We start from the raw sequence: 24,485 nt of genomic DNA, 5'->3' as shown, positions 1-24,485 counted from the left end.
GAAAGGGACTCTAAGTCGATCGCGCTCTAAACCTATTTTGGCGAGCAAGTTGGCCGGTTTTGATTGAACAGGATGGTTCACTCAAAACCTACCTTGCTCTAGCGCTTCGAAAAATCGACACGGGCGACAAAGCCGGTTTCCGTGCCGAAGACGAGATTGGCGCCATCGGCACTCCAGGCGAGTGCCGAAATCGCACCGCGCCCGGGAGCGGCGACCGGCAGGATGCGCTCGGAGGCGATATCGGCGAGCACGACCAGACCATCGGCGAACCCGGCGGCAACCGTGTCGTGGACGGGGTGGCACGCAACGCGCGTGCAGAGCACGCCATCGCCGCCGGCGAGTTCGAGCGGTGGTTTTCCCATCGGCCCGCCGCCGGAAAACGGCCACAGCACCACCGTCTCGGCGCCGCTGGTCGCGAGAAATTTGCCGCTGCGGCTAAAGGAAAGCGATTGCGTCTTCGCCGGATAGCCGCTCATGCGCATATGTTCGCCACTCGAGAGCCGCCAGCCATGCAGCGCGTTTTCCTGCATCGCCGTCACCACCACATCATTATCTGGCGACCAGGCGAGCGCGGTGTGGCTTCCCTTCCATTCCAGCCGGCGCGGATTGTCTGATTTCGAGGCAACGAACCAAAGGCTGACGCCGTTGTAATGCGCCGCGGCGATACGTTTGCCCTTGGCGTCAAACGCGAGCCCAGTGATCGAGGACGGATGGTCGAGCTGTTTTTGTGTCTGCCCCGCTTGATCGAAGAGATAGAGCTTTTTGCCGATCGCGGCGGCGCGATGGCCGCTGACATGGCTTGCGACGTGCTCGACCCATTTCATCCCGAACCGGGCGATCTCGGTGATCTCGCCCGTGGCCGAGACCGCGAGAAAGCGCCCGTCATCGCCGCCGGAGAGAAATCCCGCCGGCCCGCCATCGGCGCAGAGCGCAAGCGCCGCGCCATCATGGGCCGCAACCCGCCGAAAGCCGCCCCTATCAGCGAGCGCGAGCGTGCCGTCACCGAGCGCGCAAGCACTCACCAAGCCGTCTCGCGTCCAGGCGGCGGCGGTGACGAAGGCGCCGAAATCCTCGCCGATCCCGCGCTCTTCGAGGAGCCGGTCGGCCTGCCGCAGGCCACTCATGGCGCGGCATCGACCTGACAGGCGAGGAAGCCGCGGCGAAGCTGCGGGCGGTTGAGGTTGCGGCCGATGAAGACCAATTTCGAGGCGGGCTTGGCGCCCTTCGGCCACGGGCCGATGAAATCCCCCTCCGCCATCATGTGGACGGCTTGGAAGGCGAAGCGGCGGCTCTCGCCCGGATAGTGCAGGATCCCCTTGGTGCGGAGGATATCCTGGCCTTGGGCGGCGAGAAGGGCGCCGATCCAGGCGTTGAATTTTTCCGGGTCGATCGGCCGCTCGGCCTCGAAACTCATGCTGGCCACGTCTTCGTTATGGCTGTGGCTGTCGTCCTCGAGGAAATTCGGGGCATGGTCGAGCACGCGGGTGAGGTCGAAAGCGCCCTGGTCGAGAAGATCGGCGATGGCGACGCCGGCGCGGGTTGCGCGGTGGATGCGCGCAAAACGGTTGATCTCGCGGATCCGCGCCTCCAGCGCCGCCGCTTCCGGCTCCGAAACCAGATCCATCTTGTTGAGGACGATGACATCGGCGAACGCGATCTGCTCGCTCGCCTCGGGGCTGTCGGCGAGCCGCGCCAGGAGATTCTTCGCGTCGACGACGGTGACGATGGCGTCCAGCCGGGTTTTTTCGCGCACCCCCTCATCGACGAAAAATGTCTGCGCGACCGGCGCAGGATCGGCAAGCCCGGTGGTCTCGATCAAAATGCCGTCGAATTTGTCGCGCCGCTTCATCAGCCCGCCGAGGATGCGAATGAGATCGCCGCGCACGGTGCAGCAGATGCAGCCATTGTTCATCTCGAACACTTCCTCGTCGGTATCAACGACGAGATCATTGTCAACGCCGAGTTCGCCGAACTCGTTCACCACCACCGCGTAGCGCTTGCCATGGTTTTCACTCAAAATGCGGTTGAGCAGCGTCGTCTTGCCGGCGCCGAGATAGCCGGTGAGCACCGTCACCGGCACTTGTTGGGAAGCCTCCGTCATCAGATCACTCCATGCCACACGAACATCGCCCATAGCGCCGCGGGTGCTATCCAACAGGCAAAAGTTTTTTGGTTCTTTTTTTCAAAAAAGAACACGCTGCCTTTTTGACTCCCGCCACCCCGCCGCCTTTGCCCCCATATAGGCGCCCGGTCCCCTTTCGGGAACCGGGCGGGATCAGCCATGCGTCGGTCAATGCGCGGCGGGAAGCGCCAGGGTGAAGACGTGGTTGTTGGCGCTGGTCAGGCGCAACACATAGCCGGGCGCGGTGAGCGGCGCCGCACCCGGCGCCGGCGGCAGCGTGATCGTCGCCATCGCGCCGACGCCGGCGACGATGCCGAACGGTCCGGGCTTGAATTGCTGATACGCGAAATCATTGACGATTGCGGTTTTCGGCAATGACGTCAGGGTTTTGGTGTCCCAGTGGGCGATCACCTCGCCGGAGCCCGCGGCAAGCAGCGCGGCATCGACGATATGCGATGGCGCCTCCGGCGTGCCAGCGTCGAGATAGGCATGAAACCGCACACTGCCATCCGCTGCGAGCGCACCATTGGTCAGCGTGACATGGTGCTTGGTCGGGCTCACCGGGCCGCCATGAAACGGCGTGATCACCGAGCCGCGATAATAACTATACGTGCTGATATCGAAGGCGGCGACGAAGGCGAGTACGACGAGGGCGAGCGTGCGAAAGCGCTGCTCATCGAGCGGCAGCGGCAGGCTGCCGGCGCTCCAGCGGAACCACGGGCGGTCGGCGAGCGCCGGGTTGCGGCCGAGGCGGAGATTGTCGAGCGCGTAAGCGCCACCCCCGGCAAGGAGTAGCGTGCCGCCCATGGCGAGGTTGGCGGCGGCCATCGTCCATTCATCGATGCAGGTCGCGCCTTGCCAGCCGAACATCAGCATCAGCACTACCGAAAACCCCATCGAAATCAAAGCGCTCGCCCGTGTGTAGAGCCCGAGGATGAGAAACAGGCCAACGATCAGCTCGGCCGCCGAAAACAGAATGACCGAGGCATAGAGCAGGACGAAATGCTGGAGCAGAAAGCCGATCACCTTGTCGAGGCCGAGCAGCGCCCCCGGCATGGCGGTGTGGAATTTGTGCGCCATCCAAGAATGCCCGCCCCAGGCGTCGAGCTTGGAGGGGGCATAGATGAAGCGCCGCGAGCCGCCGCCCCAGTAAATAAATCCCTGGATGACGCGGACCGGGAGCAGCGCGAGCCCGGCGATCTGCCAGCCGCTATCGGCAAGCGCTGTCGCGAGCGCGGGATGGCCGGGTTTGAGCGTGGTCGTGGACATGGTGGACATTCCTTATTTTGGCCGCATCACGGCTGATACGGCTTGAAGCCATAGCGCGCGAAAATCGCGAGCGCCGCGGGCGAGCGGATGAAGGCGAGCCAGGCGCGGGCGGCGTCCGGGTGCGGCGCGCCCTTGACCTCGGCGCCAGCATAGATCGCGGTGACGTTTTGCGCCGGCGGAATGGCGATGGTGGTGATCGGGTGTCCGGCATGCTCCTGGAACATCGCTTCCGACTGCCAGGTGACGCCGGCCACCGCCTTGCCCTCCATCAGCCAGAGCGGCGTCTCGCGATGGTGGATATGGGTGAGCAACGTCGTCCCATCCGCGACCTTGGCGCCATAGACGCGGTCGGCCAGCGCCTTGCCGCCGGCCTTTTCCAGCGCCGCTTTGATCTGCCGGGCGATGCCCTCGAATGCCGGGTTGGGCATGACGAGGCGGATATCGGCGCGGCCGAGATCGGCAAGCCCGGTGACATGGCCGGGATTGCCCTTCGGCACCATGATCGCGAGCTGGTTGGTGACATAGGGCACCGCCGGGCCGACGAGATGGCCGTCCTTGATCAGCGCTTGCACCTTCTTGAAGCCAGCGAAATAGGCGTCCGCCGGCACCGTCCACGTCATATTGCCGGAGGTGACGGTGCCGCCGGCTTCGATTTGCTTGACCAGCATGCCCGGCGGGATCGTCTCGTAATAGATATGGCCCTTGAACTCGGGATGCGCGGCCTCGAAGGCGGCGACCAGCGGCGCCATCGCGAAGAAATAATTGCCGCCGACATAGAGCACGAGCTTGGCGGTCATCGGATCGCCGTGGAAATCGGCGAGATCGTCCACTTCCGGCACGGTGAACTCAAACCCCCGCTGGGTCACATCGTCATTGGCGCCGTTCTGCCAGGGCGGATAAAGCGTCGCCTCCGCCGCCGGCGCGGGATGCGGGGCGGCAAGGAGGGCAAGCGCGGCGAGGGTGGCCCAGCGCAGGCTCTGCCGTTTCGCACGCCACGTTTTCGGTTGCAGTTTGATCATCGCATTCTCCCTTCTGCCGGCGGGGCGCCGGCCTTGGCCGAAGAATGGCGGTATAAGCCGCGAAATTCTAACGAAATGTTCCGCTGGAATTATTCGATAAAATAGATTGATTTGCGCCGATCAATAAGAATCGGTTGCGCCATGGGCGAGGTCATGGGTGCGCAACTCGCGGGCCCGGGCGAGCACTTTGCTCTCAAGCTCGCCAACCGTGACCTTGCTCACCGGCGCATCGACCCATTGGCCATTTTGCTGCACTTGGCGAAAGAGGGTGACGCGAATGGCATCGGCGCGCATCTGCCGGCCAAGGATATAGGCGGTCGCGCGGAAGCGCTCGTTGGCGACGGAAGTCGGCTGATACCAGTCGGTCATGATGACGCCACCGAACGGATCCTCCGAGGCGAGCGGCATGAAAGAGAGGATATCCAGGGCGCCGCGCCAGAGATAGGCATTGACCCCGACGCCGGCATTGACGTCTGGGCCGCCTTTCGCGGTCGCGCCGGCAGCGTTGGCGCCGAGGCCGGGATCGGATGGCGGGGGCGTTTGCGTCTTGCTCGCGCAACCGGCGAGCGCAAGCGCGAGCGCGAACGCCGCGAGCGCAAGGCGGGAAGCAAAGGCAGGCGGACACGACGATGGCGGCATGAGCGCTCTCTAGCGGTTCGGCGCGGCGCCGCCAAGCGCCGTGATCGCCGCCAGGCCCGCGCAATAGCGGCGCGGCAGGCGGCGCGCACGCGCGCCATCGATCCCACCGAGTGCCGCGACCGCAAGTCCCGCGCGCGACGCCAGCGCAACCCAGCGCACAACCCCGAGCGCGGGCGCGCCGGGATGGCTCGCCGTCCTGAAAACCGGCGAGAGAAAGGCGAGTCGCGCGCCAACGCGGCGGGCTCGCCGCAACTCCCGCGCCGAATGGGCGGCGGCGGTGAGGAAACAGGGCTTCGATCCCCGCCGCCGTGCGGGAGCGCGGGCGGGGAGATGTAACCCCGCCCGGAGATGCGCGGCGAGCCGCCAGTCGCCAGCGATCGCAAGCGCGATCCGCCGCGCCCGGCACAACCCGGCGACCGCGCTGGCGAGGTCGGGGGCGGCGCCGCGCAGCACGACCCCGGCCCGGCCGCGTGGAAGATGAAGGATCGCGGCGCGCGGGTCGGGAAGACGTGTCGCGTCGCTGAATAGCCAGAGCGTCGGCAGCCGATCCCGGCGCCAGGGCTTGACCCGAAAGGCATAGGCAAGGAGTTTGCGGTCCATGACCGCATTGCAAGCACATCCCGGCCCGAACGGCGAGGGCAGCACGGTCGGCGAGCGGCTCGCCGCCTGCCGCGCGGCGATCGCGCACGCGGCGCGCGGCGTTGGCCGCGATCCGGCGGCGATCACGTTGCTCGCGGTCTCCAAAACCCAGCCGCAGGCGGCGATCGAGGAAGCGCTCGCGCACGGCCAGCGGCATTTCGGGGAAAACCGGGTGCAGGAGGCGGCGGCGAAATTTCCCGCCCTGCGTGCCAACTACCCCGACCTGCGCCTCCATCTCATCGGCCATCTCCAGACCAACAAGGCGCGGGACGCGGTGCGGTTGTTCGATGTCATCGAAAGCCTCGACCGCCCCAGCCTCGCCGAGGCGCTGGCGGCGGCGATGGCGCGCGAAGAGAGGCGGCCGGATCTGTTGGTCGAGGTCAATCTCGGCGATGAGCCGCAGAAATCGGGGGTCATGCGGGAGGCCGCCGATGATTTCATCGCCGCCTGTAAGGCGCGGTTCGGGGCAGCGTTGATCGGGGTGATGGGGATTCCGCCGGTTGCGGCCGATCCCGCGCCACATTTCGCTTGGCTTGCCGCCTGCGCCCGGCGCCATCGCCTGGGGGTGATCTCGATGGGGATGTCGGCGGATTTCGCCGCGGCGATCGCCGCCGGTGCCACCGAAATCCGGCTCGGCACCGCGATTTTCGGCGCCCGCCCGGCGGCTGCCTGAGGCCGCACCGCCCGGCTGCCCGCTTGCGCCGTCGGTCAGCGGTAGCGTATGGGTGCCGCCCGGCGCCACGATTTTGCAACGCACAACCCGCGCAGAGGCCCGAGACGATGATGTTTCTCCCGCCCCCCGCCTTGCTCACCCCGATGAGGGCCGCTGCTGCCGCTGCCGCGGGGCGAAAGGCGCGCCGATGACCATCGCCGAACGAGATCGGGCGGCGCCACGGCTCGGTGTTCTGCTCGCGGTCCTCGGTGTCGTCTATGGCGATATCGGCACCAGCCCGCTTTATGCCTTCCATGCGAGCCTCGTTCTCTTGCAGCCGCATCCGATCAACGCGCCGGAAATTTTGGGCATTCTCTCGCTCATCGTCTGGTCGCTGATCCTGATCGTCACGGTCAAATACGTGACCCTGGTGATGCGCGCCGATAACCGCGGCGAGGGCGGCATTCTGGCGCTGATGGCCTTGGCGCAGCGGGTCTCGAAGCTCGCCAGCACCCGGCGCGGCCTGGCTCTGGTCGGCATCGTCGGCGCCAGCCTTTTTTTCGGCGACGGGGTCATCACCCCGGCGATTTCGGTGCTCTCGGCGCTCGAGGGGCTCGAGGTTTCGGCCCCGGGGCTGCAGACCTATGTCCTGCCGATCGCAGCGGTGGTTATCGTCGTTCTCTTCGTCATGCAGTCGCACGGCACTGGCCGCGTCGGGCGGGTTTTCGGGCCGGTGATGGCGGTGTGGTTCGCGGTGATCGGGGTTTTGGGTGCGATTGCGGTCGCGCGCCATCCGCTCATCCTGGTTGCGCTCTCGCCGAGCTACGCGCTCGCGCTCTGCCTGCATTACCGGTTCATCGCCTTCATCGTCCTCGGCGCGGTCGTGCTCGCGGTCACCGGGGCGGAAGCGCTGTATGCCGATATGGGCCATTTCGGTGCCCGGCCGATCCGCGCCACATGGACGTTTTTCGTCCTCCCCTCGTTGATCCTCAATTATCTCGGCCAAGGCGCGCTGGTGCTGAACGACCCGAGCGCCATCGCCAATCCGTTCTATCTTCTGGCGCCGTCCTGGCTTGGCCTGCCGATGGTCATTCTCTCCACCATCGCGACGGTGATCGCGAGCCAGGCGCTGATTTCCGGCGCCTATTCGATGGCCCGGCAATGCATGCAGCTCGGTTTTCTCCCGCGCATGACGGTGCGCCACACCGGCGAGACCGAGGAGGGGCAGATCTATGTGCCGCAGATCAATTATATTCTCGCGATCGCGGTCTTGATCCTGGTGCTCTCCTTCAAGACCAGCGACAGCCTGGCCTCGGCCTATGGCATCGCCGTCACCGGCACCTTCACCTGCACCGCGATTCTCGCCGCCGTCGTTTTTCGCCGCCAGTTCCTCTGGTCGCGCGCCGCGACGATCATCGTGTTCGGCTTTTTCTTCGTGCTCGATGGCACGTTCTTCGCCGCCAATTCGCTGAAAATCGTCGAGGGCGGCTGGGTGCCGCTCGTCATCGGCGGGGCGCTGATCGGGCTGATGACCACCTGGCGGCGCGGGCGTGACCTCATGCTGGCGCGCTGGCAGCAAGACAGCCTGCCGCTCGCGACCTTCATCGCCCGATTGCCGCAATCGCGCACCGTGCGCGTCCCCGGCATCGCGGTGTTTCTCACCGGCAACCCGGAATATGTTCCCGGCGCCCTGCTCCACAATCTCAAGCACAATAAAGTGCTTCACGAACAGGTTCTGTTCGTGACCGTCAACAATATCGACGTCCCCGAAGTCTTGCCCGAGCATAGAACCCAGATCGAAGATCTCGGCTCCGGTTGTTACCGCGTCATTCTGTCCTATGGCTTCAAGGAAAGCCCCAATATCCCGCGTGCCCTCGAGGCTCTGCGCGACAAGGGCCTGCCGTTTGATGCGATGCAGGTGAGCTATTTTCTCGGCCGTGAGACGCTGGTGCCGGCGATGGTGCCGAAAATGTCGCTCTGGCGGATGTGGCTGTTCCTCGCCATGGCGCGGAATGCGGTTTCGGCGACGGAATTTTTCCGCATTCCCCCCGATCGCGTCGTCGAACTCGGTGTCCGGGTCGCGATTTGAGCCGGGATCAGGCGCCGGTGCCCTTGCTAGAGCGCGATCGGTTTAAGTCGATCGCGCTCTACACCTATTTTGGCGAGCAAGTTGGCCGGTTTTGATTGAAAAGGATGGTTCAATCAAAACCTACCTTGCTCTAGCACCCGCCCCTATCGTTGCCATCGTGAAAAAGCGCGATGCCGGGTGAGGGATTTGAACCCCCGACCTTCGGTTTACAAAACCGCTGCACTACCGCTGTGCTAACCCGGCCTATTTTGGGCAGTGGGACATTTTCGAGGGACGCATGAAAGCCGTCAAGCGCGAGGCGAACCGCAAAAATCGGTAGAAAAATTTTTTGCTTCTTTTTTATAAAAAAGAAGTCTTCTTTCTTTTTTTCGCCCTCCCAAAAAAACCTTTCCCCACCACGCCGGCTCAGCCGGCTTGGGCCATCAGCGCCGGCGCCTCGGCGGCGAGCAGCGCGATCAGACGAGTGATCGCCTGTTGCAGGGGTTGGAAACCCGCCGAGGGGGTGATGTTGGCCTCGTCCATATAAAGCCGGCGCGCGAGTTCGATTTGAATGGCATGGACGCCGTCTCGCGGACGGCCGTAATGGCGGGTGATGAAGCCGCCGGCATAGGGGTGGTTGCGGCGCACGACGAAGCCGAGGGCGCGGAACGCGGTCTCGATCCGGGTGGTGATCGCGTCGGCGCAGGTGGTGCCATGGGCATCGCCGAGGACGATATCGACGCGGCCGAGCCCCATGAGGCTCGCGTGCGGCATCGAATGGCAATCGACCAGGAGACAGGTGCCGAACTCGGCCTTGGTTTGCGCGATCAGCGCCGCCAGCCGGTCGTGAAACGGCGCCCAGCACGCAGCGATCCGTGCCTCCGCCTCGGCGAAGGAAAGGCGCTCGCGGTAGATCGGCGTATCCGCGGCGACGATGCGCGGGATGGTGCCGAGCCCGGCTTCGGCCCGCGGGCTTGTGCGGTTGACGAAATTCGGGAGCGTCTCCTCGAACATCGCGGGATCGAGTTCCCAGCGCTCGCGATTGACGTCGCAAAAGGCGCGCGGAAAACGCGCCGCCAGCAAAACGGCGCCGCATTCCGGGGCCGCGGCGAAGAGATCATCGACGAAACTATCCTCGCTGCGGCGAAGAGTCCGCCGATCGAGCCGGGCCTGGGCGATGAACGCCGCGGAATAATCGCGCCCGGAATGCGGCGAGGTGAAGATCACCGGCGCCCGCCACCCGCACGGCTGGCGTTCCATCAGAGTTTCCTCGGCGAGCGGGGTCGGAATATCCATCACACGGCCCGGCGCGACGCGAGCGGGAAAGACCGGCAGCGGGGTTGCGGCCAGGCGGCGGCTTGCGCTAGAAGCGCTGCTCGCGGTGCCGCTGGCACCGGACGGTGGGCGGTTAGCTCAGCGGGAGAGCGTCCGCTTGACACGCGGGAGGCCACTGGTTCAATCCCAGTACCGCCCACCAAGTCCGCCAATGTCCCCATCATGGACCGCACCCTTCGTCGCGCAGAAGCGCAGATACCGCCGCTTCCTCGACGTCGCGCGAGGTGAAGGCGCGCCCGATCCCGCGCGCAAGCACGAAAGCGAGCCGCCCGTCGCGCATTTTTTTGTCATGGCGCATATGGGCGATCAGCCGGCCCGCCGAAAGCGTCTGGCCGAGATCGGCAAGCCGCGCCGGCAAACCAACGGCGGCGATATGGGCGATCACGCGCTCGGCGTCGGCGCCCGCGCAGTGGCCAAGGCGGGCCGAGAGTAAAAATGCGAGCCCGAGGCCGATCGCCACCGCCTCGCCATGCAGAATCCGGCCATAGCCGCATTCCGCCTCGAGCGCATGGCCGAAACTATGCCCGAGATTGAGCAGCGCCCGGCCATCGGCTGGCTTCTCCTCGCGCTCGTCCTCGATGACCACCGCTGCCTTGAACGCAACAGCGCGGAGAATGGCTTCGGCCTGCAGCGCGCGGTCCCCGGCGATCACGCCGGCGCCATGCGCCTCGCACCAGGCAAAGAAATCGGCGTCACCGATCAGCCCCGCCTTGGCGATCTCGGCATAGCCCGCGCGCAGCTCCCGGGCCGGGAGGCTTGCCAGCGTCGCGGTATCGGCAAGCACCATCAGCGGCTGGTGAAAGGCGCCGACCAAGTTCTTGCCGCGCCTTGTGTTGACGCCGGTCTTGCCCCCGACACTCGAATCGACCTGGGCGAGCAGCGTCGTCGGGATCTGCACGAAGGGCAGGCCGCGGAGCGTGGTCGCGGCGGCAAACCCGGCGAGATCGCCGATGACACCGCCGCCGAGCGCGATCACCGCGGTCCGGCGCTCGATGCCAAAGCCGAGCAGATCATCGACGAGGTGCGCGTAGGTATCGAGAGATTTACTCTCCTCGCCAGCCGCGACGACTTGGTGATGGCTGGTGATCCCGGTCGCGGCGAGGCCGGCTTCGAGGCGCGCGAGATAGAGCGGCGCGACCGTCGCATCAGAGATGATGACGGCGCGCTTTTGCGCAAGAATCGGCGCGAGCAGCGCGCCGGCGCGATCGATCAGCCCTTCGCCGACGACGACATCATAGGCCTGCCTCGCGAGCGCGACATGCACGCGGCGCGGCGGGCGGTGGCCGGCGAGGGCGGCGAGCACGCGGCGCGTCGTCGCCTCCAGCGTCTCATCCTCGCAATCGACGATCACGTCCGCCTCGGCATAGATCGGCCCACGCTCGGCCGCGAGTCGGGCGAGGATCGCGGCCGGATCACCGCCGGCGAGCAGCGGCCGGTGGGTCCGCCCGGCGACACGGCGGGTGAGGATGGCGATCGGGCAGCGGAGCCAGAGCGAAACCGCGCGCGCGCGGATGGCCGCCCGCGTCGCGGGGTCGAGAAAGGCGCCGCCGCCGGTTGCGAGCACCATGGGCGGGCCAGCGAGCAGGCGCTGGATCACCCGGCGCTCGCCGTCGCGGAACTCGCGCTCGCCATAGCGCTCAAAGAGTTCGGCGATACTAAGCCCGGCGGCGGCCTCGATTTCGGCATCGGCGTCGAAAAAGGGAAGCGCGAGGCGGGCCGCGAGACGGCGGCCAATCGAGGTTTTCCCAGCCCCCATGAGGCCGATCAAAACCAGCGAACGCCCGGCGAGGGCGGAGATCTCATCGTCCGAAGTGGTCTCGGCATCGAGCGCGGTGTTGCGTATCATGATGGCGGAAGCTAGCACAGGGGCGAAGCCTAACGCCAAGAGAGAGCGGCATGCGCACAACCCTGCTGATCGTGGTCCTCCTCGGGATCGTCGCCGCCTTTATCGGCGTCCTGGTGCTCGGCGCCTTCCCGCCGGCACCGCATACCGCGCTGGTCGAAAAAACCCTGCCGCTGGCGCGCCCCGCCGCGCCGCACTGACCCCAGGCCGCCATGGACCGCCATCTCGAGGCGTTTCTGGAGATGCTGGCCGCCGAGCGCGATGCCGCCTTCAACACGCGCGAAGCTTACCGCGCCGATCTCGAGGATTTCGCCGCTTTCGCCGCGGGCGATGGCAGCACCCTCATGGGCGCGACGCCGGCGCTGCTGCGCGCCTATCTCGGGAGCCTCCGCGCTCGCGGGCTTGCAGCAAGAAGCCAGGCGCGGCGGCTTTCGGCGCTTCGCCAGTTCTACCGATTCCTGTTGCGCGAGGGAATCCGCGCCGAGGATCCGAGCGCCGGGCTCGATTCGCCGCGCCCGAGCAAAAAGCTGCCGAAATATCTCGACCCCGCGGAGATCGTCGCGCTGCTCGAAGCGGCGGCGCGCCTCCCGGGCCAGGCCGGGCCGACCGCGGTTGCGGCACTCGAATTGCTCTATGCGACCGGATTGCGGGTTTCCGAGCTGCTCGCTTTGTCGCCAGCGGCGATCACCGCGGGCGAGGCGATGATCCTGGTGCGCGGCAAGGGCGGCAAGGAGCGAATCGTGCCGCTCTCGCCGATTGCCGCGGCGGCCGCCGAGCGGCTGCTCGCGGGGCAAGGCAAACCCGCGGGAAGAGAGTCTCGGCGCTGGCTCTTTCCCGGCCGCGATCCGCGCCGCCCGCTGACCCGCCAGGGGCTGGCACTCCTCTTCAAGCAGGCGGCGCTGGCCGCCGGGCTCGACCCCGCTCTGGTCTCGCCGCACGTGTTGCGTCACTCCTTTGCGACCCATCTGCTCGCCAACGGCGCCGATCTCCGCAGCCTGCAGACCCTGCTCGGGCACAGCGCCATCGCGACGACCGAGATTTACACGCATGTGTCCGCCGGGCGGCTGCAAGCGGCGGTGGCGCGGCATCACCCGCTGGCGCGACGGCGAAGCTGAGCGGCGCGGGGTTGGTCACCGGAGAATTTGTGCTAAAGCGCCTCGTCATGCGCCATTTCCTCGATTTCGAAAAGCCGATCGCCGAGCTGGAAAGCAAGATCGACGAACTCCGCCGTATGGCCGAGCCGGGCGGGATCAATATCGCCGAAGAAATCGCCCGTCTGAGCGAAAAAGTGGACCGCCAGCTCCGCACCACTTACGCCAAGCTCTCGCCGTGGCAAAAAGCGCAGGTCGCGCGCCACCCCGATCGTCCCAAGGCCAGTGACTACGTCGCCACCCTGATCACCGAGTTCACGCCCCTCGCGGGTGACCGCGCCTTCGCCGACGACGCGGCGGTGATCGGCGGTCTCGGGCGCTTTCAGGGGCAGGCGGTGATGGTGCTCGGCACCGAAAAAGGCAATGACACCGAAAGCCGCGTCAAACATAATTTCGGCATGAGCCGGCCAGAAGGCTATCGCAAGGCGCGGCGGCTCATCGAACTCGCCGGGCGCTTTGGCCTCCCCGTGCTCACCTTCGTCGATACCTCCGGCGCCTATCCCGGGATCGAAGCCGAGGCGCGCGGCCAGGCCGAGGCGATCGCGCGCACGATCGAGGCTTGTCTCGCAGCACCCGTGCCGATCGTCGCAACCATCATCGGCGAAGGCGGCTCCGGCGGCGCCATCGCGCTCGCCAGCGGTGATGCCGTGTTGATGCTGGAACACGCCATCTACTCGGTGATTTCGCCCGAGGGCTGCGCCTCGATCCTCTGGCGTGAGGCGAGCGCCGCCGAGGCGGCGGCGGAGGCGCTAAAACTCACCGCCGATGACCTCAAACGCCTCGCCCTGATCGATCAGGTGATCGCCGAACCCCTTGGCGGCGCCCATCGCCAACCCGATATCGCGATCGCGGCGGTCGCCGAAGCCATTGCCGGGGCGCTCACCCCGCTCCTCGCCCTCGACCCCGCGTTGCTGTGCGGTCGGCGAGCGGAGAAATTCCTCGCCATGGGACGCGAAACGCCCGGTTGATGGGGTTGATGGGAAGGAAGAGAATGTTCTTTTTTGAAAAAAAGAACCAAAAAACTTTTGTCCGTTGGGACTCTAGGAAGAATAGCAAGCCATGAGCGGCGGCACCGCTCATGCCGGTTGGCGGCCGCGTGCCAATCCCTGGCTGATCGCCGTCGCCGTTACCCTCGCGGCGTTCATGGAAATCATTGACACGACCATCGTCAATGTCAGCCTGCCGCATATCGCCGGCTCGATGTCGGCAAGCTACGACGACGCCACCTGGACACTCACCTCCTACCTCGTTGCCAACGGCATCGTCCTGCCGATTTCCGGCTGGTTCGGGCGGGTGATCGGGCGCAAACGCTATTTCATGATCTGTATCGCAGCCTTTACGATCAGCTCGTTCCTCTGCGGGATCGCGACCTCGCTGCCGCAAATCATCGTCTTCCGTCTGATGCAGGGATTTTTCGGCGGCGGGCTGCAGCCCAATCAGCAATCGATCATTCTCGATACTTTTGAGCCCTCACAGCGCGGGCGCGCCTTTTCGGTGGTGGCGATCGCAACCATCTTCGCGCCCGTGATCGGCCCGACCTTGGGGGGATGGATCACCGATAATTACTCCTGGCGCTGGGTGTTCCTGATCAACGTGCCGATCGGCATCATCGCGTTTCTCGCGGTCGGCGCGCTGGTCGAAGACCCGCCCTGGGTCAAGGCCGATCGCGCCAGCCGCCGCGGCATCGATTACATCGGCGTCGCTCTCATCGCGCTCGGCATCGGCTGCCTCCAAATCATGCTCGACCGTGGCGAGGACGATGACTGGTTCGCCGACCCCTCGATCCGCCTCTTCGGCATTCTCGCCGCGATCGGGCTGATCGGGGCGGCGGTGTGGCTTTCGATCGCCAAAAATCCGGTGGTCAATCTCCGCGTGCTGCGCGATCGCAATTTCGCGCTCGGCTCGGTGATGATTTTCATGATCGGCGCCATTCTCTATTCCAGCGCGGTTCTGATCCCGCAACTCGCGCAGGAGCAGCTCGGCTATACCGCAACCCTCGCCGGCCTCGTTCTCTCGCCGGGCGCGATCCTGATCCTGTTTCTAATCCCGATCATCAGCCGGCTTCTGCCGCACGTGCAGACAAGAATTTTCATCGCCTTCGGTTTCTTCTCACTCGGCTGCGCGCTCGCCTATGCCCATGGTCTGACACCAGACGTGGACTACACGACGCTCGCCCTGATGCGCGGCGCGCAAACCTTTGGCCTCGCCTTTCTCTTCGTCCCCAACAGCACCATCGCCTACTCAACCCTGCCGCGCGCGGCCAACGCCGATGCCAGCTCGCTTTACGTGATGTTCCGCAACATCGCCGGCTCGATCGGAATTTCGCTCGCGGCCGCCTTTGAAACCGAGCGCACCCAGGTCCGCCGCGCCTATCTTTCTCAGCATCTGACGCCCCTCGAACAGCCCTACGTCACCGCCAAGGCCCAGATCGCGAACACGCTGATCGCGCACGGAACAGCCGCCTCCGCCGCGCCGGGCGTTGCCGACGGCCTTCTCAACATGACGCTGCAAAAACAGGCGGCGGTGCTCGCTTATACTGATATTTTCGCGATCACCGCGATCGCCGCCTTCTGCGTCGTGCCGCTTGCCTTCCTGTTCTCCCCGAGCCGCGCAACCGGCCGCCCCCGCGCCGAGCATTGATGCCGGCAAGCCTAGAGCGCGATCGGTTTAAGTCGATCGCGCTCTACCCCTATTTTGGCGAGCAAGTTGGCCGGTTTTGATTGAACAGGATGGTTCAATCAAAACCTACCTTGCTCTAGCCGCTGACCGCGACCGCGACCGCGACCGCGCGACTGACCTCAGAATCGGAACGAGGCGACCAGCGAGCCCCATTGGTGCAGCCCGCCATGCTCGCCGTAAAATGTCTGGGTCTGGAAGACCTGCGTATAGGACACCCGCACCCCATCGACGATGACGGCAACCCCCGCTTCCAACTCGCCGACGAAGGTTCTTTCGCCGACGCTCGGCGTCGCGTTGAACGGCTCGCCGGCCAGCGTTGCGTTATAGAGCCAAGCCTGCCCATCGGCGCCAGCGAAGAAATACCAGTCAAACGGCTTGACCGGCGTATAGGCGGCGCCGCCCGACATGCCCGGCTCGATGCGGGCGACGCCGTAATCGGACGCAAGCCCCTGGCCGATCCGCACCACGCCACCGGCCAGCCCATAGATCCAAAGATTGCCGACCCCGATCGTGGCGTTGGGCAAAACATCGGTCTCGAGCCCGCCGATATGCCCGGTCGAGATGCGCCAGATGCGTGAACTCTCGAATTGCAGCACCGGCTCATCCGGCATCTGATAGCCCCAGCCGAGATCATGGGGCTGGCCGATGAGGTTGTGGAACCAGTTCTGCGTCTGCTCAGCAAGCGCCGCCTCGCCGATCGTCCCGACATCGACGCCAAGGATGCTGCGCCAGTCATTGGTGTCCTGGATCAGCGAGAAATTGCCCAACAGCGTGCCGGCATAGGGCTCATCGCCCGCCGGTGGCGGCCGCGCGTCGGTCGCGGCGGGGCTGAACATCTGCTGCTGGATGTCGATCGAGACGCGCTGCTGACCAGCGCCCCAGAGCGCGCGGCCGATCTCGCTCGCGAAATTCGGCACATCCCCGGTCGGCGAGACATAGCCGAGATAGAGCCCGTTGAAATAATAGCGATCGGGCGGCGGGTTGCTGGTGATCGAAGCATTTTCCCACTGGAAGGTGACGATCGCATCGGGATCGGCGGGCGGGAGGTCAGAGCCATCGCTCGGCGTGAGCGAGGAGCCGGCCAACGCCGCCGGCGCCATCGCCAGCAGGGCAAATGCGGAGAGCGAGAGACGCGGGAGGAGAGGTTTCATTGGCGACAATTTCATTACGACAAACTAGCGAACAAAGCGAGAGCGGATGCAACGCCGCAACCGGCCGCCGGCATCAGCGCGCGATTTCCTCGGCCCGGCGCAGGAGGCGGAGGAAATTGCCGCCCCAAAGGGCTGCGATCTCCGCCCGGCCATAGCCGCGCGCCACCAGTTCGACGGTGATCGCCGCACTCTCGGCCGCATTCGACCAGCCGGAAATCCCGCCGCCGCCGTCGAAATCCGAAGAAATCCCGACATGGGCGACGCCGATGCGCCGCGCCGCGTAGTCGATGTGATCGACGAAATCGGCAACCGTCACGCTCTCGGCGCTGCCCTTGGCGCGCAGGAACGAGGGCATGGCGGTGATCTGAATGAGCCCGCCGCTGGCGCGCAGCGCATCGAGCTGCTCGTCATCGAGATTGCGCGGATGATCGCAGAGCGCGCGGATGCAGGAATGGCTCGCCAGCACCGGCGTGCGCGAGGCGGCAACCGCTTGCAGCATCGTCGTCTTGGCGGTGTGCGAGACATCGACCAGCATGCCGAGGCGGTTCATCTCGGCGATCGCCGTCCGCCCGAGCCGCGACAGCCCGCCATGCTCGGCCGGCGGATCAGCGAGATCGCGCCGCGCGATGGCGGCATCGGCGAGATCATTGTGGCCATTATGGGTAAGCGTCATATAGCGCGCGCCAAGCGCCCGGAGCGCCCCGAGATTGCCGGGATCGCCACCGATCGCCTGGCCGTTCTCGACCACCGGGATGATGCTGATCACCCCCTCGCGCCACGCCGCCTCGACCTCGGCGGCGGTCTCGGTGATGCGGGCGCGAATCCCCTCATGCGAGCGGCCCATGGAGCGGATCGCCTGCAACATCGTCTGGGCGCGCAGAAACGCCGCTTGCTGGCTGTCGGCATCGCGCCGTGTTTGCGGCACATAGGCGGCAAAACAGCCGGCGGTGAGCCCGCCACGGCGCATTTTCGGCAGATCGACGCGGCGATCGCTTTCGCTGAACGGGTCGGGACCGTCGGGCCAGGGAATATCGATATGGCTGTCGAGGGTGAGGATGTCGCGATGAAGCGCAAGGGGATCGGTCATGGCCGCACGCTCTCCGAGCTTTGTCCCGCCGTCAAGCGGCCAGACACGAATTTGTCATGCAGGCAACGCCGATCAGAGTAGGGCGAGCGCGCGCAACGCCTCGGCCAGAGCGGGCGGCAGCGCCGCATCCTCGCCACCCTCGGCGAGATCGGGCGGCGCCTGCTCGGGCGCGAGATAGCGCCATCCCTGAAACGCCCTGACCGGCCGCGCAGCGACATGGAAAAGCGTGGGGTCGAGCGTGATCGCGCAGGCGGCGCTGCCGTCCTCGCGCCGCGTCGCCGCGATCGCGACGATGCGCTGGCGCACGCTCATGGTGCCGGCGATCACCCAATAGAGCGAGCCGCCAGCGAGAATTTCAGGCGCGCGTTTGGGAACATGGCGCGTGAGATGGCGGAGCGGCGGATGGGCCGCGGCGCGCTCGGCCTGCACCGCCGCGAGATGGGCGCGATCGCTGATCCCGACCGCGAGTTTTTGCAAATGGAGCATCCGCCCTCACGCCCTCATGCTAGGCCGGCTCGATCTCGATGGTGAGATGCGAGAGCCCGGCGGTCGCCCCGAGGCGGCGGCGATATTCATCGAGGCTCAGCGGCGCCGCGCTGGCGATCGAAACCACGGCGCAGAGATGCCCCGGCCCGACCCGCCAGACATGGAGATCGCGCACCCGCGCCCCGTCGCGTTCGAGCACCTCGCGGATACTGGCCGCGGCCTCGGGATCGGGCGTCATATCGAGCAGCACCGCGCCGCTCGCGCGGATCAGGGTCATCGACCAGCTCACGATGACGGCGGCGCCGATCAGCGCCATCACCGGATCGAGCCACAGCCAACCGAAAAGACGCGCCCCGCCAAGGCCGATCAGCACCAGGATCGAGACGGCGGCGTCGGCCAGCACATGCGCGCGCGCGGCGCGCATATTGTTGTCCTCGGACACCGCGCCGTGATCATGCTCATGCTCATGCCCGTGCTCATGCCCGTGCCCGTGATCGCCGAGCAGCAGCGCGCTCGCGACATTGACGACGAGACCGATGCCCGCGATCGGGATCGCCGCGGCAAAATCGATCGCGACCGGATGAACGAAGCGCGACAACGCCTCCCAGGCGATGAGGATCGCGATCATGGCGAGCGCGATGGCGCTCGCGAAGCCGGCGAGGTCGCCGAATTTGCCGGTGCCGAAGGCGAAACGCGGATCGCTGAGATGACGGCGGGCGACACGATAGGCGAGCGCCGCCAGCAGCAGCGCCCCGACATGCGTTGCCATGTGCAACCCGTCAGCGATCAGCGCCATCGAGCCGAACAGCGCGCCGCCGGCGATCTCAACCAGCATGACCGCAAGACAGAGCCAAACCACGACCCAGCTCCGCCGTTCGTTCTCGGCGTGGTGGGCGCCGAGAAAAACATGGTTATGGGGATTTTTCATCGGGCCCTCGCGGCAGTGCCACAATCGGCGCAGTCTAACCCGTCATCCGATCAGGAGCCAGAGCCGCAGCAAAAACGTCTCAAGCCGCGTCCGGCGTTCAAGCCCGGGCCAGGCGAGCAGCCGCAATCGCCCGAAGACACCGCCTTCGAGCGCGCGCGCCAGCGCCGCCGCCTCGTCCACCACCGGCGCCGGCAACAGCGCCGCATTGGCCGCAAGGCCGCCGAGATGGGCGCGAAACCGGGCGATGAACGGCCTCGGACCGCGGCGGAGCGCCGCGAGCGCCCGGCGAAGCCGCGAACCCGGCGCGCCGATCGCATTGCCGCCATGCTGGCGATAAAGCAGCACCTCCTCGGCATCGGTGAGCACTAAGCCGCCAGCAGCGCTAACCAGAAGATAGCTCCACCAATCATGCAAGCTCTCGGGCGGTGGCCGGCTTGCTGCGATCAGCTCGGCGGCGGCGCGATTGAGCATCATGGTGCAGCCGGGGGCGATATTCTCGGCCAAGGCGGCGGGAAACCGGGTCACGCGGCGCAGGGGCGGCAGGCTGCCGCGCGGGCCGAGCGCCGCATCGACCAAGCGCGCCCGCGCGCAATAGAGCGCCGGGCGATGCCCGGGGAGGATGGTGAGGGCGTCGCGCGCGCGCTCGAGCTTATCCTCGCGCCAGACATCGTCCTGGTCGCAAAAGGCAAAAAAATCATTCTCGGGATCAGCACAGGCCGCGGCAAGGAGCGCGAAAAAACTCCCCGCCGCGCCCAGCCGCCCGGGCGGCTCGCTGACCGCGTCGCTCTGGCCGGGCGCGAAGGCGGCGAGCAGCGCCGGGCTCGCATCCGTAGAGCCATCATCGCGCCAATAGAGATGCCAGTCCTCGCAGCTCTGGCGCGCGAGGCTTGCGAGCTGCTCAGGGAGAAACCGTGCGCCCTGGTAGCTCGCCAGCAAAATCGCGATGCGTCCCGCCATCGGCGGCGGTCAGGTGGCACAGAGGGTGGCGACGACGCGCGCGAGGCTTTCGCGCCACGGCGGCAAGGCCAGGCCGAAAACCCGCGCGAGCTTGCCGCACGCGAGCCGCGAATCGGCGGGCCTTCGCGCCCGTGTCGGCCAGTCTTTGGTCGCGATCGCGGCGATCGGCGGCGTTGGCACGCCATAGCGCGCGGCCTCGGCGAAAATTGCCACCGCGAACTCATGCCAGTTCGCCTCGCCCGCCCCGGCGGCGTGATAGAGCCCCCAATTTTCCGCGCCGGCATCACATTTCGTTACGAGATCGAGGATCAGGGATGCGAGATCCTCGGCCGCGGTCGGTGCGCCGCGCTGATCGGCAACGACGCGGAGATTGCGACCGGCGGCGGCCGCGGCGAGCATGGTGCGGACGAAATTCCGCCCGCGCGCGGCATAGACCCAGGATGTGCGCAGGATCAACGCCCGCGCCCCGCTCGCCAACACCGCCGCTTCGCCGGCAAGCTTGCTCGCGCCGTAGAGTCCGGTCGGCGCGGTGGGATCGGTCTCGACATAGGGCGCGCCCTTGGTGCCGTCGAACACGTAATCGGTGGAGATATGGATGAGCGGAATGCCGGCGGCGGCGGCGAGGGCGGCAAGCCGCGCCGGGCCGTCACGATTGGCGCGAAAGGCCGCCGCTGCATCATCTTCCGCGGCATCGACGGCGGTGTAGGCGGCGGCGTTGATGACGAGACGCGGCCGGGTCGCGGCGAAGACGTCGTCGATGCTCTCCGGCCGGTCGAAATCGAAATCCGGCCGTCCCACCGTGCGCGCGGCCATGCCGCGCCGGCTTGCTTGTTCGGTGAGCGCCTGCGCCACCTGCCCCGTGCCGCCGGTGATCAGGAGCGGCGCCGTCATCCGCCCGCCCGAAACCATGGCGTGACCTCAGCGAGAGGCGGCAAGACCCGATCCTTGTCGGAGAGCACCACCGCCTCCGCCGGCGCCGGCCAGGGAATCGCAAGCGTCGGGTCGTTCCAGATCACGCCGCGCTCGGCGGCGCGGTCATAAGGCGCGGTGACTTTGTAGATCACCTCGGACTCAGGCTCCAAAGTGCAAAACCCATGCAGAAACCCGCCCGGGATCCAAAGCTGGCTCCAGTTCTCGGCGCTCAAGACGGCGCTGACATGGCGGCCATAGCTCGGCGAGCCGACCCGGAGATCGACCGCGACATCGAATATCGCCCCGCGCACGCACCGCACCAGCTTGCCCTGGATCGCCGGCGCAATCTGGCAATGGAGGCCACGAATGGTGAAGCGCGCGGCGGAAAAACTATGATTGTCCTGAATGAAGTCTCCCTCGATCCCCGCCTCACGCACCCGCGCGGCGTTGAAGGTCTCGGAAAAAAAACCACGCGCATCGGCAAAGCGCGGCGGCGTCAGCAAAATCACCTCGGGAATGGCGAGGCGTTCGATTTTCATCAGCAAATCCTCAGCAAAGAGTCTTCTTTTTCTGAAGAAAAAGAAGCAAAAAGACTTTTGTCCTGATATCTCGGAGCATCCATTACACCTGACGGGATAAAAGTTTTTTGGTTCTTTTTTTCAAAAAAGAACATCTCTTGACTTTCCCTTAAGCCTGATGCCCATCGGCGAGGTCTGCCAGCATTTGGCCGAGTTCGGTTTTACCGAGGCTTCTCGCATGCTGGCGCAGAGCGTCGGCATCGATATGGCCGAGCCGGAAGGCGACCTCCTCGGGGCAGCCGACCAGCATTCCCTGGCGCGACTGGATGGTCTGCACGAAGGTCGCGGCCTGCAGCAGGCTATCGGGGGTGCCGGCGTCGAGCCAAGCGCAGCCGCGCCCGAGCCGCTCGACCTCGAGCGAGCCATCCTCGAGATAGAGCCGGTTGAGATCGGTGATCTCCAACTCACCGCGCGCCGAGGGGCGGATGCGGGTCGCGAAATCGCTGACCCGCGCATCGTAGAAATAAAGCCCGGTGACCGCCCAGTTCGATTGCGGCGCCGCCGGCTTTTCGACGATATCGACGGCGCGGCCCGCCGCGTCGAAGGAAACGACGCCATAGCGTTCGGGATCGCGCACCCGATAGGCGAACACCGTCGCCCCCTGGGCGCGCGCGCTCGCCCGCCGGAGAAGATCGGAGAGATGGTCCGCAAAGATCAAATTGTCGCCGAGCGCGAGCGCACATGGCGAGCCCGCGATCCAGTCATGGCCGATGAGAAAGGCCTGGGCGATCCCCTCCGGACGCGGCTGCTCGGCATAGGCGATGCGCAGGCCGAGCCGCTTGCCATCGCCGAGCAGACGGCGGAATTGCGGCAGGTCGGCCGGCGTCGAAATCACCAGAATATCGCGGATGCCGGCGAGCATCAGGGTCGAAAGCGGATAATAGATCATCGGCTTGTCATAGACCGGCAGCAATTGCTTGGAGGCTGCGAGCGTCATCGGCGAAAGCCGCGTCCCCGAGCCGCCCGCGAGAAGAATGCCTTTCATGCCCCACCCCTTGCGCCGGTGACGCCGAGCCGCTCGCCGCCATAGCGCCGCGCCTGGATCTCCTCCCACCACGGGCGATGATCGAGATACCATTGCACGGTGCGGCGCAGGCCCGCCGCGAAATCATGCCGCGCCCGCCACGAAAGCGCCGCTTCGGCGCGGCTCGGGTCGATCTCGTAGCGGAAATCATGGCCCGGGCGGTCGGCGACGAAGGTGATCAGGCGCGCATGCGGCCCGGCCGGATCGGGCGCCAATTCGTCGAGGACGGCGCAAATCGCCCGCACGACCTCGAGATTGGAGCGCGGCTCCCGGGCGCCGATGGCATAGGTCGCGCCCGGCGTGCCGCGTTCGAGAACGGCGAGCAGCGCCTCGGCGTGATCCTCGACATAGAGCCAGTCCCGCGTGTTCGAGCCATCGCCATAAACCGGGAGCGGCTTGCCGGCGAGGGCGTTTAACGTCACCAGCGGGATGAGCTTTTCGGGGAACTGCCAGGGCCCGTAATTATTGGTGGTGTTGCTGACCAGGGTCGGGAGACCGTAGGTGTGAAACCACGCCCGCACGAGATGGTCAGACGCCGCTTTCGATGCCGAATAGGGGCTCCGCGGGTCATAGGGCGTGGTTTCGCTAAACGGCGGATCGGCGGGGCCGAGGGCGCCGAACACCTCGTCGGTCGAGACGTGGTGGAAGCGAAACCGAGTCTTCTCCGGCGCCGCAAGGCTCGCCCAATAGTCTCGCGCCGCTTCCAGAAGCACGAAAGTGCCGGTGACATTGGTTGCAATGAACGCCGCCGGCCCGTCGATCGAGCGGTCGACATGGCTTTCTGCGGCGAGATGCATGACCGCGTCCGGCCGATATTCCGCGAAAATCGCCCGCATCGCCGCGGCATCCGTGATATCGGCGCGGATCAGGGTGTGGCGCGGGTCAGAGCGCGCGCCCTCGAGCGCCGCTTCGGACGCGGCATAGGTCATTTTATCGACCGTCACGATCTCATGCCCGGTCGCCGCCAGCGCGTGGCGCACCACCGCCGAGCCGATGAAGCCGCACCCCCCGGTCAGCAAAATCCGCATTTTATTCCCGACCCCTTGCGCACCTCTCTGCCCGCATAGCGGCTTCGCCGCAAGAGGTCCACCGGCAAAGACGGGCGGTCAGCGCAGGACCATGCCCTCGATATGCATGCCGGCGTCGACATAGAGAACCTCGCCGGTGACGCCGGCGCCGTACTCGCTCATCAGCGCGAGCGCCATGCGGCCGACATCGTCCGGCTCGATCAGGCGGTGGAGCGGCGCCGCCTTGGCGCTTTCGTCGAGCAGGTCATCGAAATGGGCGATGCCGGAAGCGGCGCGGGTTTTCACCGCCCCGGCCGAAATGGCGTTGACGCGGATGCGCTTGCCGCCCAGTTCATGCGCGAGATAGCGGACCGAGGATTCGAGTGCCGCTTTCACGGGCCCCATCACGTTGTAATGGTCGACGACCTTCTCGGCGCCATAATAGCTTAGCGTGATCACGCTGCCGCCTTCATCCATCAGGGGTTCGGCAAGGTGGCACATGCGGATCAGCGAATGGCAGGAAATCAGCATCGCCTGCGCAAAGCCCTCGGCCGAGCAATCGGTGAGCCTTCCCTGCAAATCCGCTTTCGGCGCGAAGGCGATGGCGTGAAACAGGAAGTCGAGCCGCCCCCATTGCGCCCGGATGGCGTCGAACACGGCGTCGAGCTGGCCCGGCACGGCGACGTCACAGGGGAGGAAAATCGGCGCCGCGAGATCGCGCGCCAGCGGCTCGACGAAGGGTTTCGCCTTGTCGTTGAGATAGGTGATGGCGAGGTCGGCGCCGGCGCTCCGCAGCCGCCGCGCCGCCGCATAGGCAAGGCTGTGCTCGTTGGCGATGCCGGCGATCAGCCCTTTGCGGCCGTTGAGATCAAAAACTTCCATCGGCTTTCTCCGCTCTCGGTGACACCGCGTGAAAGCACGGCTGGACCTCGCCCGCCT

Annotated in this window: 24 protein-coding genes and 2 tRNA genes; 7 read left to right on the top strand and 19 right to left on the bottom strand. The window is 66.1% G+C overall.

Going from position 1 to position 24,485, the window contains the following annotated elements:
- Window positions 1-98: 98 nt before the first annotated feature.
- The 6 genes from DEF76_RS06875 to DEF76_RS06850 all read right to left on the bottom strand — a co-directional run bounded on the left by DEF76_RS06875 (window position 99) and on the right by DEF76_RS06850 (window position 5,649).
- Complete coding sequence (locus DEF76_RS06875; RefSeq protein WP_114911696.1) at window positions 99-1,124, bottom strand: WD40 repeat domain-containing protein; 1,026 nt, start codon at window positions 1,122-1,124, stop codon at window positions 99-101.
- Window positions 1,121-2,101, bottom strand: a complete 981-nt coding sequence (locus DEF76_RS06870) for a CobW family GTP-binding protein (RefSeq protein ID WP_114913727.1) — start codon at window positions 2,099-2,101, stop codon at window positions 1,121-1,123. The genes DEF76_RS06875 and DEF76_RS06870 overlap by 4 nt, the downstream gene beginning before the upstream one ends.
- A gap of 189 nt (window positions 2,102-2,290) precedes the next feature.
- Window positions 2,291-3,391 carry a TQO small subunit DoxD gene (locus tag DEF76_RS06865; RefSeq protein WP_114911695.1) on the bottom strand — a complete coding sequence of 367 codons (1,101 nt, stop codon included), beginning with the start codon at window positions 3,389-3,391 and terminating at the stop codon, window positions 2,291-2,293.
- Between the two features lie 26 nt (window positions 3,392-3,417).
- Window positions 3,418-4,410: a molybdate ABC transporter substrate-binding protein gene (locus tag DEF76_RS06860; protein WP_114911694.1), complete on the bottom strand. Its 993-nt coding sequence runs from the start codon at window positions 4,408-4,410 to the stop codon at window positions 3,418-3,420.
- A gap of 120 nt (window positions 4,411-4,530) precedes the next feature.
- Window positions 4,531-5,049, bottom strand: coding sequence for a DUF3576 domain-containing protein (locus tag DEF76_RS06855; protein ID WP_114911693.1), 519 nt, complete (start codon window positions 5,047-5,049; stop codon window positions 4,531-4,533).
- 9 nt (window positions 5,050-5,058) lie between these two features.
- A complete protein-coding gene (locus tag DEF76_RS06850) occupies window positions 5,059-5,649 on the bottom strand; it encodes a thiamine phosphate synthase (protein WP_114911692.1) in 591 nt (196 codons plus the stop codon).
- Here DEF76_RS06850 and DEF76_RS06845 point away from each other — a divergent pair.
- Together DEF76_RS06845 and DEF76_RS06840 are read left to right on the top strand one after the other, a co-directional pair.
- Window positions 5,648-6,361 carry a YggS family pyridoxal phosphate-dependent enzyme gene (locus tag DEF76_RS06845; RefSeq protein ID WP_114911691.1) on the top strand — a complete coding sequence of 238 codons (714 nt, stop codon included), beginning with the start codon at window positions 5,648-5,650 and terminating at the stop codon, window positions 6,359-6,361. The two genes, DEF76_RS06850 and DEF76_RS06845, sit on opposite strands and share 2 nt — an antisense overlap.
- Before the next feature lie 187 nt (window positions 6,362-6,548).
- Entirely contained in the window at window positions 6,549-8,429 is a 1,881-nt protein-coding gene (locus DEF76_RS06840; RefSeq protein WP_114911690.1) for a potassium transporter Kup, read from the top strand.
- A gap of 171 nt (window positions 8,430-8,600) precedes the next feature.
- Here DEF76_RS06840 and DEF76_RS06835 read toward each other — a convergent pair.
- Together DEF76_RS06835 and DEF76_RS06830 are read right to left on the bottom strand one after the other, a co-directional pair.
- Window positions 8,601-8,672 (bottom strand) — tRNA-Thr (locus tag DEF76_RS06835).
- Window positions 8,673-8,834: 162 nt separating this feature from the next.
- Window positions 8,835-9,704 carry an N-formylglutamate amidohydrolase gene (locus DEF76_RS06830; RefSeq protein WP_114911689.1) on the bottom strand — a complete coding sequence of 290 codons (870 nt, stop codon included), beginning with the start codon at window positions 9,702-9,704 and terminating at the stop codon, window positions 8,835-8,837.
- A gap of 106 nt (window positions 9,705-9,810) precedes the next feature.
- Between DEF76_RS06830 and DEF76_RS06825 the strand changes: the two genes are divergently transcribed.
- Window positions 9,811-9,885 (top strand) — tRNA-Val (locus DEF76_RS06825).
- A gap of 18 nt (window positions 9,886-9,903) precedes the next feature.
- Here DEF76_RS06825 and aroB read toward each other — a convergent pair.
- On the bottom strand, window positions 9,904-11,589 hold the full coding sequence (gene aroB, locus DEF76_RS06820) for a 3-dehydroquinate synthase (RefSeq protein WP_114911688.1): 1,686 nt from the start codon (window positions 11,587-11,589) through the stop codon (window positions 9,904-9,906).
- 50 nt (window positions 11,590-11,639) lie between these two features.
- Between aroB and DEF76_RS19670 the strand changes: the two genes are divergently transcribed.
- The 4 genes from DEF76_RS19670 to DEF76_RS06805 all read left to right on the top strand — a co-directional run bounded on the left by DEF76_RS19670 (window position 11,640) and on the right by DEF76_RS06805 (window position 15,377).
- On the top strand, window positions 11,640-11,786 hold the full coding sequence (locus DEF76_RS19670) for a hypothetical protein (RefSeq protein ID WP_205216129.1): 147 nt from the start codon (window positions 11,640-11,642) through the stop codon (window positions 11,784-11,786).
- Window positions 11,787-11,798: 12 nt separating this feature from the next.
- Window positions 11,799-12,701, top strand: coding sequence for a tyrosine recombinase (locus DEF76_RS06815; RefSeq protein ID WP_114911687.1), 903 nt, complete (start codon window positions 11,799-11,801; stop codon window positions 12,699-12,701).
- Between the two features lie 47 nt (window positions 12,702-12,748).
- Window positions 12,749-13,705, top strand: coding sequence for an acetyl-CoA carboxylase carboxyltransferase subunit alpha (locus tag DEF76_RS06810; protein ID WP_114913726.1), 957 nt, complete (start codon window positions 12,749-12,751; stop codon window positions 13,703-13,705).
- Window positions 13,706-13,796: 91 nt separating this feature from the next.
- On the top strand, window positions 13,797-15,377 hold the full coding sequence (locus tag DEF76_RS06805; protein ID WP_114911686.1) for a DHA2 family efflux MFS transporter permease subunit: 1,581 nt from the start codon (window positions 13,797-13,799) through the stop codon (window positions 15,375-15,377).
- Between the two features lie 158 nt (window positions 15,378-15,535).
- Here the strand turns inward: DEF76_RS06805 and DEF76_RS06800 are convergent, their stop codons facing one another.
- From DEF76_RS06800 to fabI, 10 genes are all read right to left on the bottom strand, one after another.
- Window positions 15,536-16,567, bottom strand: a complete 1,032-nt coding sequence (locus DEF76_RS06800) for a lipid A deacylase LpxR family protein (protein WP_162800518.1) — start codon at window positions 16,565-16,567, stop codon at window positions 15,536-15,538.
- Between the two features lie 73 nt (window positions 16,568-16,640).
- The gene (locus tag DEF76_RS06795; protein WP_114911684.1) at window positions 16,641-17,654 is read right to left on the bottom strand and encodes a dipeptidase; all 1,014 of its coding nucleotides are present in this window, start codon (window positions 17,652-17,654) and stop codon (window positions 16,641-16,643) included.
- A 72-nt stretch (window positions 17,655-17,726) separates the two neighbouring features.
- Window positions 17,727-18,140 carry a DUF1489 family protein gene (locus DEF76_RS06790; protein ID WP_114911683.1) on the bottom strand — a complete coding sequence of 138 codons (414 nt, stop codon included), beginning with the start codon at window positions 18,138-18,140 and terminating at the stop codon, window positions 17,727-17,729.
- 19 nt (window positions 18,141-18,159) lie between these two features.
- The gene (gene dmeF, locus DEF76_RS06785; RefSeq protein ID WP_114911682.1) at window positions 18,160-19,068 is read right to left on the bottom strand and encodes a CDF family Co(II)/Ni(II) efflux transporter DmeF; all 909 of its coding nucleotides are present in this window, start codon (window positions 19,066-19,068) and stop codon (window positions 18,160-18,162) included.
- A gap of 42 nt (window positions 19,069-19,110) precedes the next feature.
- Complete coding sequence (locus DEF76_RS06780; protein WP_114911681.1) at window positions 19,111-20,025, bottom strand: glycosyltransferase; 915 nt, start codon at window positions 20,023-20,025, stop codon at window positions 19,111-19,113.
- 9 nt (window positions 20,026-20,034) lie between these two features.
- Window positions 20,035-20,916 (bottom strand): dTDP-4-dehydrorhamnose reductase, encoded by an 882-nt coding sequence (rfbD, locus tag DEF76_RS06775; protein WP_114913725.1) that lies wholly within the window; start codon window positions 20,914-20,916, stop codon window positions 20,035-20,037.
- Window positions 20,913-21,476, bottom strand: coding sequence for a dTDP-4-dehydrorhamnose 3,5-epimerase (rfbC, locus tag DEF76_RS06770; protein ID WP_114911680.1), 564 nt, complete (start codon window positions 21,474-21,476; stop codon window positions 20,913-20,915). Before rfbC ends, rfbD begins: the two co-directional genes overlap by 4 nt.
- A 148-nt stretch (window positions 21,477-21,624) precedes the next feature.
- On the bottom strand, window positions 21,625-22,500 hold the full coding sequence (rfbA, locus tag DEF76_RS06765) for a glucose-1-phosphate thymidylyltransferase RfbA (RefSeq protein WP_114911679.1): 876 nt from the start codon (window positions 22,498-22,500) through the stop codon (window positions 21,625-21,627).
- Window positions 22,497-23,567: a dTDP-glucose 4,6-dehydratase gene (gene rfbB / locus DEF76_RS06760; RefSeq protein ID WP_114911678.1), complete on the bottom strand. Its 1,071-nt coding sequence runs from the start codon at window positions 23,565-23,567 to the stop codon at window positions 22,497-22,499. Before rfbB ends, rfbA begins: the two co-directional genes overlap by 4 nt.
- Before the next feature lie 78 nt (window positions 23,568-23,645).
- Window positions 23,646-24,428: an enoyl-ACP reductase FabI gene (fabI, locus tag DEF76_RS06755; RefSeq protein ID WP_114911677.1), complete on the bottom strand. Its 783-nt coding sequence runs from the start codon at window positions 24,426-24,428 to the stop codon at window positions 23,646-23,648.
- Window positions 24,429-24,485: the final 57 nt, after the last annotated feature.

The organism is Acidibrevibacterium fodinaquatile (genome assembly GCF_003352165.1).
GTDB lineage: Bacteria > Pseudomonadota > Alphaproteobacteria > Acetobacterales > Acetobacteraceae > Acidibrevibacterium > Acidibrevibacterium fodinaquatile.
This window is presented reverse-complemented; position numbering and strand designations above follow the sequence as displayed.

Coding starts and splice junctions, on each gene's coding strand:
- DEF76_RS06875 (WP_114911696.1), bottom strand. CDS start 1,124: ATGAGTGGCCTGCGGCAGGCCGACCGGCTCCTCGAAGAGCGCGGGATC.
- DEF76_RS06855 (WP_114911693.1), bottom strand. CDS start 5,049: ATGCCGCCATCGTCGTGTCCGCCTGCCTTTGCTTCCCGCCTTGCGCTC.
- DEF76_RS19670 (WP_205216129.1), top strand. CDS start 11,640: ATGCGCACAACCCTGCTGATCGTGGTCCTCCTCGGGATCGTCGCCGCC.
- rfbB (WP_114911678.1), bottom strand. CDS start 23,567: ATGCGGATTTTGCTGACCGGGGGGTGCGGCTTCATCGGCTCGGCGGTG.
- fabI (WP_114911677.1), bottom strand. CDS start 24,428: ATGGAAGTTTTTGATCTCAACGGCCGCAAAGGGCTGATCGCCGGCATC.
- DEF76_RS06870 (WP_114913727.1), bottom strand. CDS start 2,101: ATGACGGAGGCTTCCCAACAAGTGCCGGTGACGGTGCTCACCGGCTAT.
- dmeF (WP_114911682.1), bottom strand. CDS start 19,068: ATGAAAAATCCCCATAACCATGTTTTTCTCGGCGCCCACCACGCCGAG.
- DEF76_RS06865 (WP_114911695.1), bottom strand. CDS start 3,391: ATGTCCACGACCACGCTCAAACCCGGCCATCCCGCGCTCGCGACAGCG.
- DEF76_RS06815 (WP_114911687.1), top strand. CDS start 11,799: ATGGACCGCCATCTCGAGGCGTTTCTGGAGATGCTGGCCGCCGAGCGC.
- DEF76_RS06840 (WP_114911690.1), top strand. CDS start 6,549: ATGACCATCGCCGAACGAGATCGGGCGGCGCCACGGCTCGGTGTTCTG.
- DEF76_RS06800 (WP_162800518.1), bottom strand. CDS start 16,567: ATGAAACCTCTCCTCCCGCGTCTCTCGCTCTCCGCATTTGCCCTGCTG.
- DEF76_RS06860 (WP_114911694.1), bottom strand. CDS start 4,410: ATGATCAAACTGCAACCGAAAACGTGGCGTGCGAAACGGCAGAGCCTG.
- DEF76_RS06795 (WP_114911684.1), bottom strand. CDS start 17,654: ATGACCGATCCCCTTGCGCTTCATCGCGACATCCTCACCCTCGACAGC.
- DEF76_RS06810 (WP_114913726.1), top strand. CDS start 12,749: ATGCGCCATTTCCTCGATTTCGAAAAGCCGATCGCCGAGCTGGAAAGC.
- DEF76_RS06845 (WP_114911691.1), top strand. CDS start 5,648: ATGACCGCATTGCAAGCACATCCCGGCCCGAACGGCGAGGGCAGCACG.
- aroB (WP_114911688.1), bottom strand. CDS start 11,589: ATGATACGCAACACCGCGCTCGATGCCGAGACCACTTCGGACGATGAG.
- rfbC (WP_114911680.1), bottom strand. CDS start 21,476: ATGAAAATCGAACGCCTCGCCATTCCCGAGGTGATTTTGCTGACGCCG.
- DEF76_RS06790 (WP_114911683.1), bottom strand. CDS start 18,140: ATGCTCCATTTGCAAAAACTCGCGGTCGGGATCAGCGATCGCGCCCAT.
- rfbD (WP_114913725.1), bottom strand. CDS start 20,916: ATGACGGCGCCGCTCCTGATCACCGGCGGCACGGGGCAGGTGGCGCAG.
- DEF76_RS06805 (WP_114911686.1), top strand. CDS start 13,797: ATGAGCGGCGGCACCGCTCATGCCGGTTGGCGGCCGCGTGCCAATCCC.
- rfbA (WP_114911679.1), bottom strand. CDS start 22,500: ATGAAAGGCATTCTTCTCGCGGGCGGCTCGGGGACGCGGCTTTCGCCG.
- DEF76_RS06780 (WP_114911681.1), bottom strand. CDS start 20,025: ATGGCGGGACGCATCGCGATTTTGCTGGCGAGCTACCAGGGCGCACGG.
- DEF76_RS06830 (WP_114911689.1), bottom strand. CDS start 9,704: ATGGATATTCCGACCCCGCTCGCCGAGGAAACTCTGATGGAACGCCAG.
- DEF76_RS06850 (WP_114911692.1), bottom strand. CDS start 5,649: ATGGACCGCAAACTCCTTGCCTATGCCTTTCGGGTCAAGCCCTGGCGC.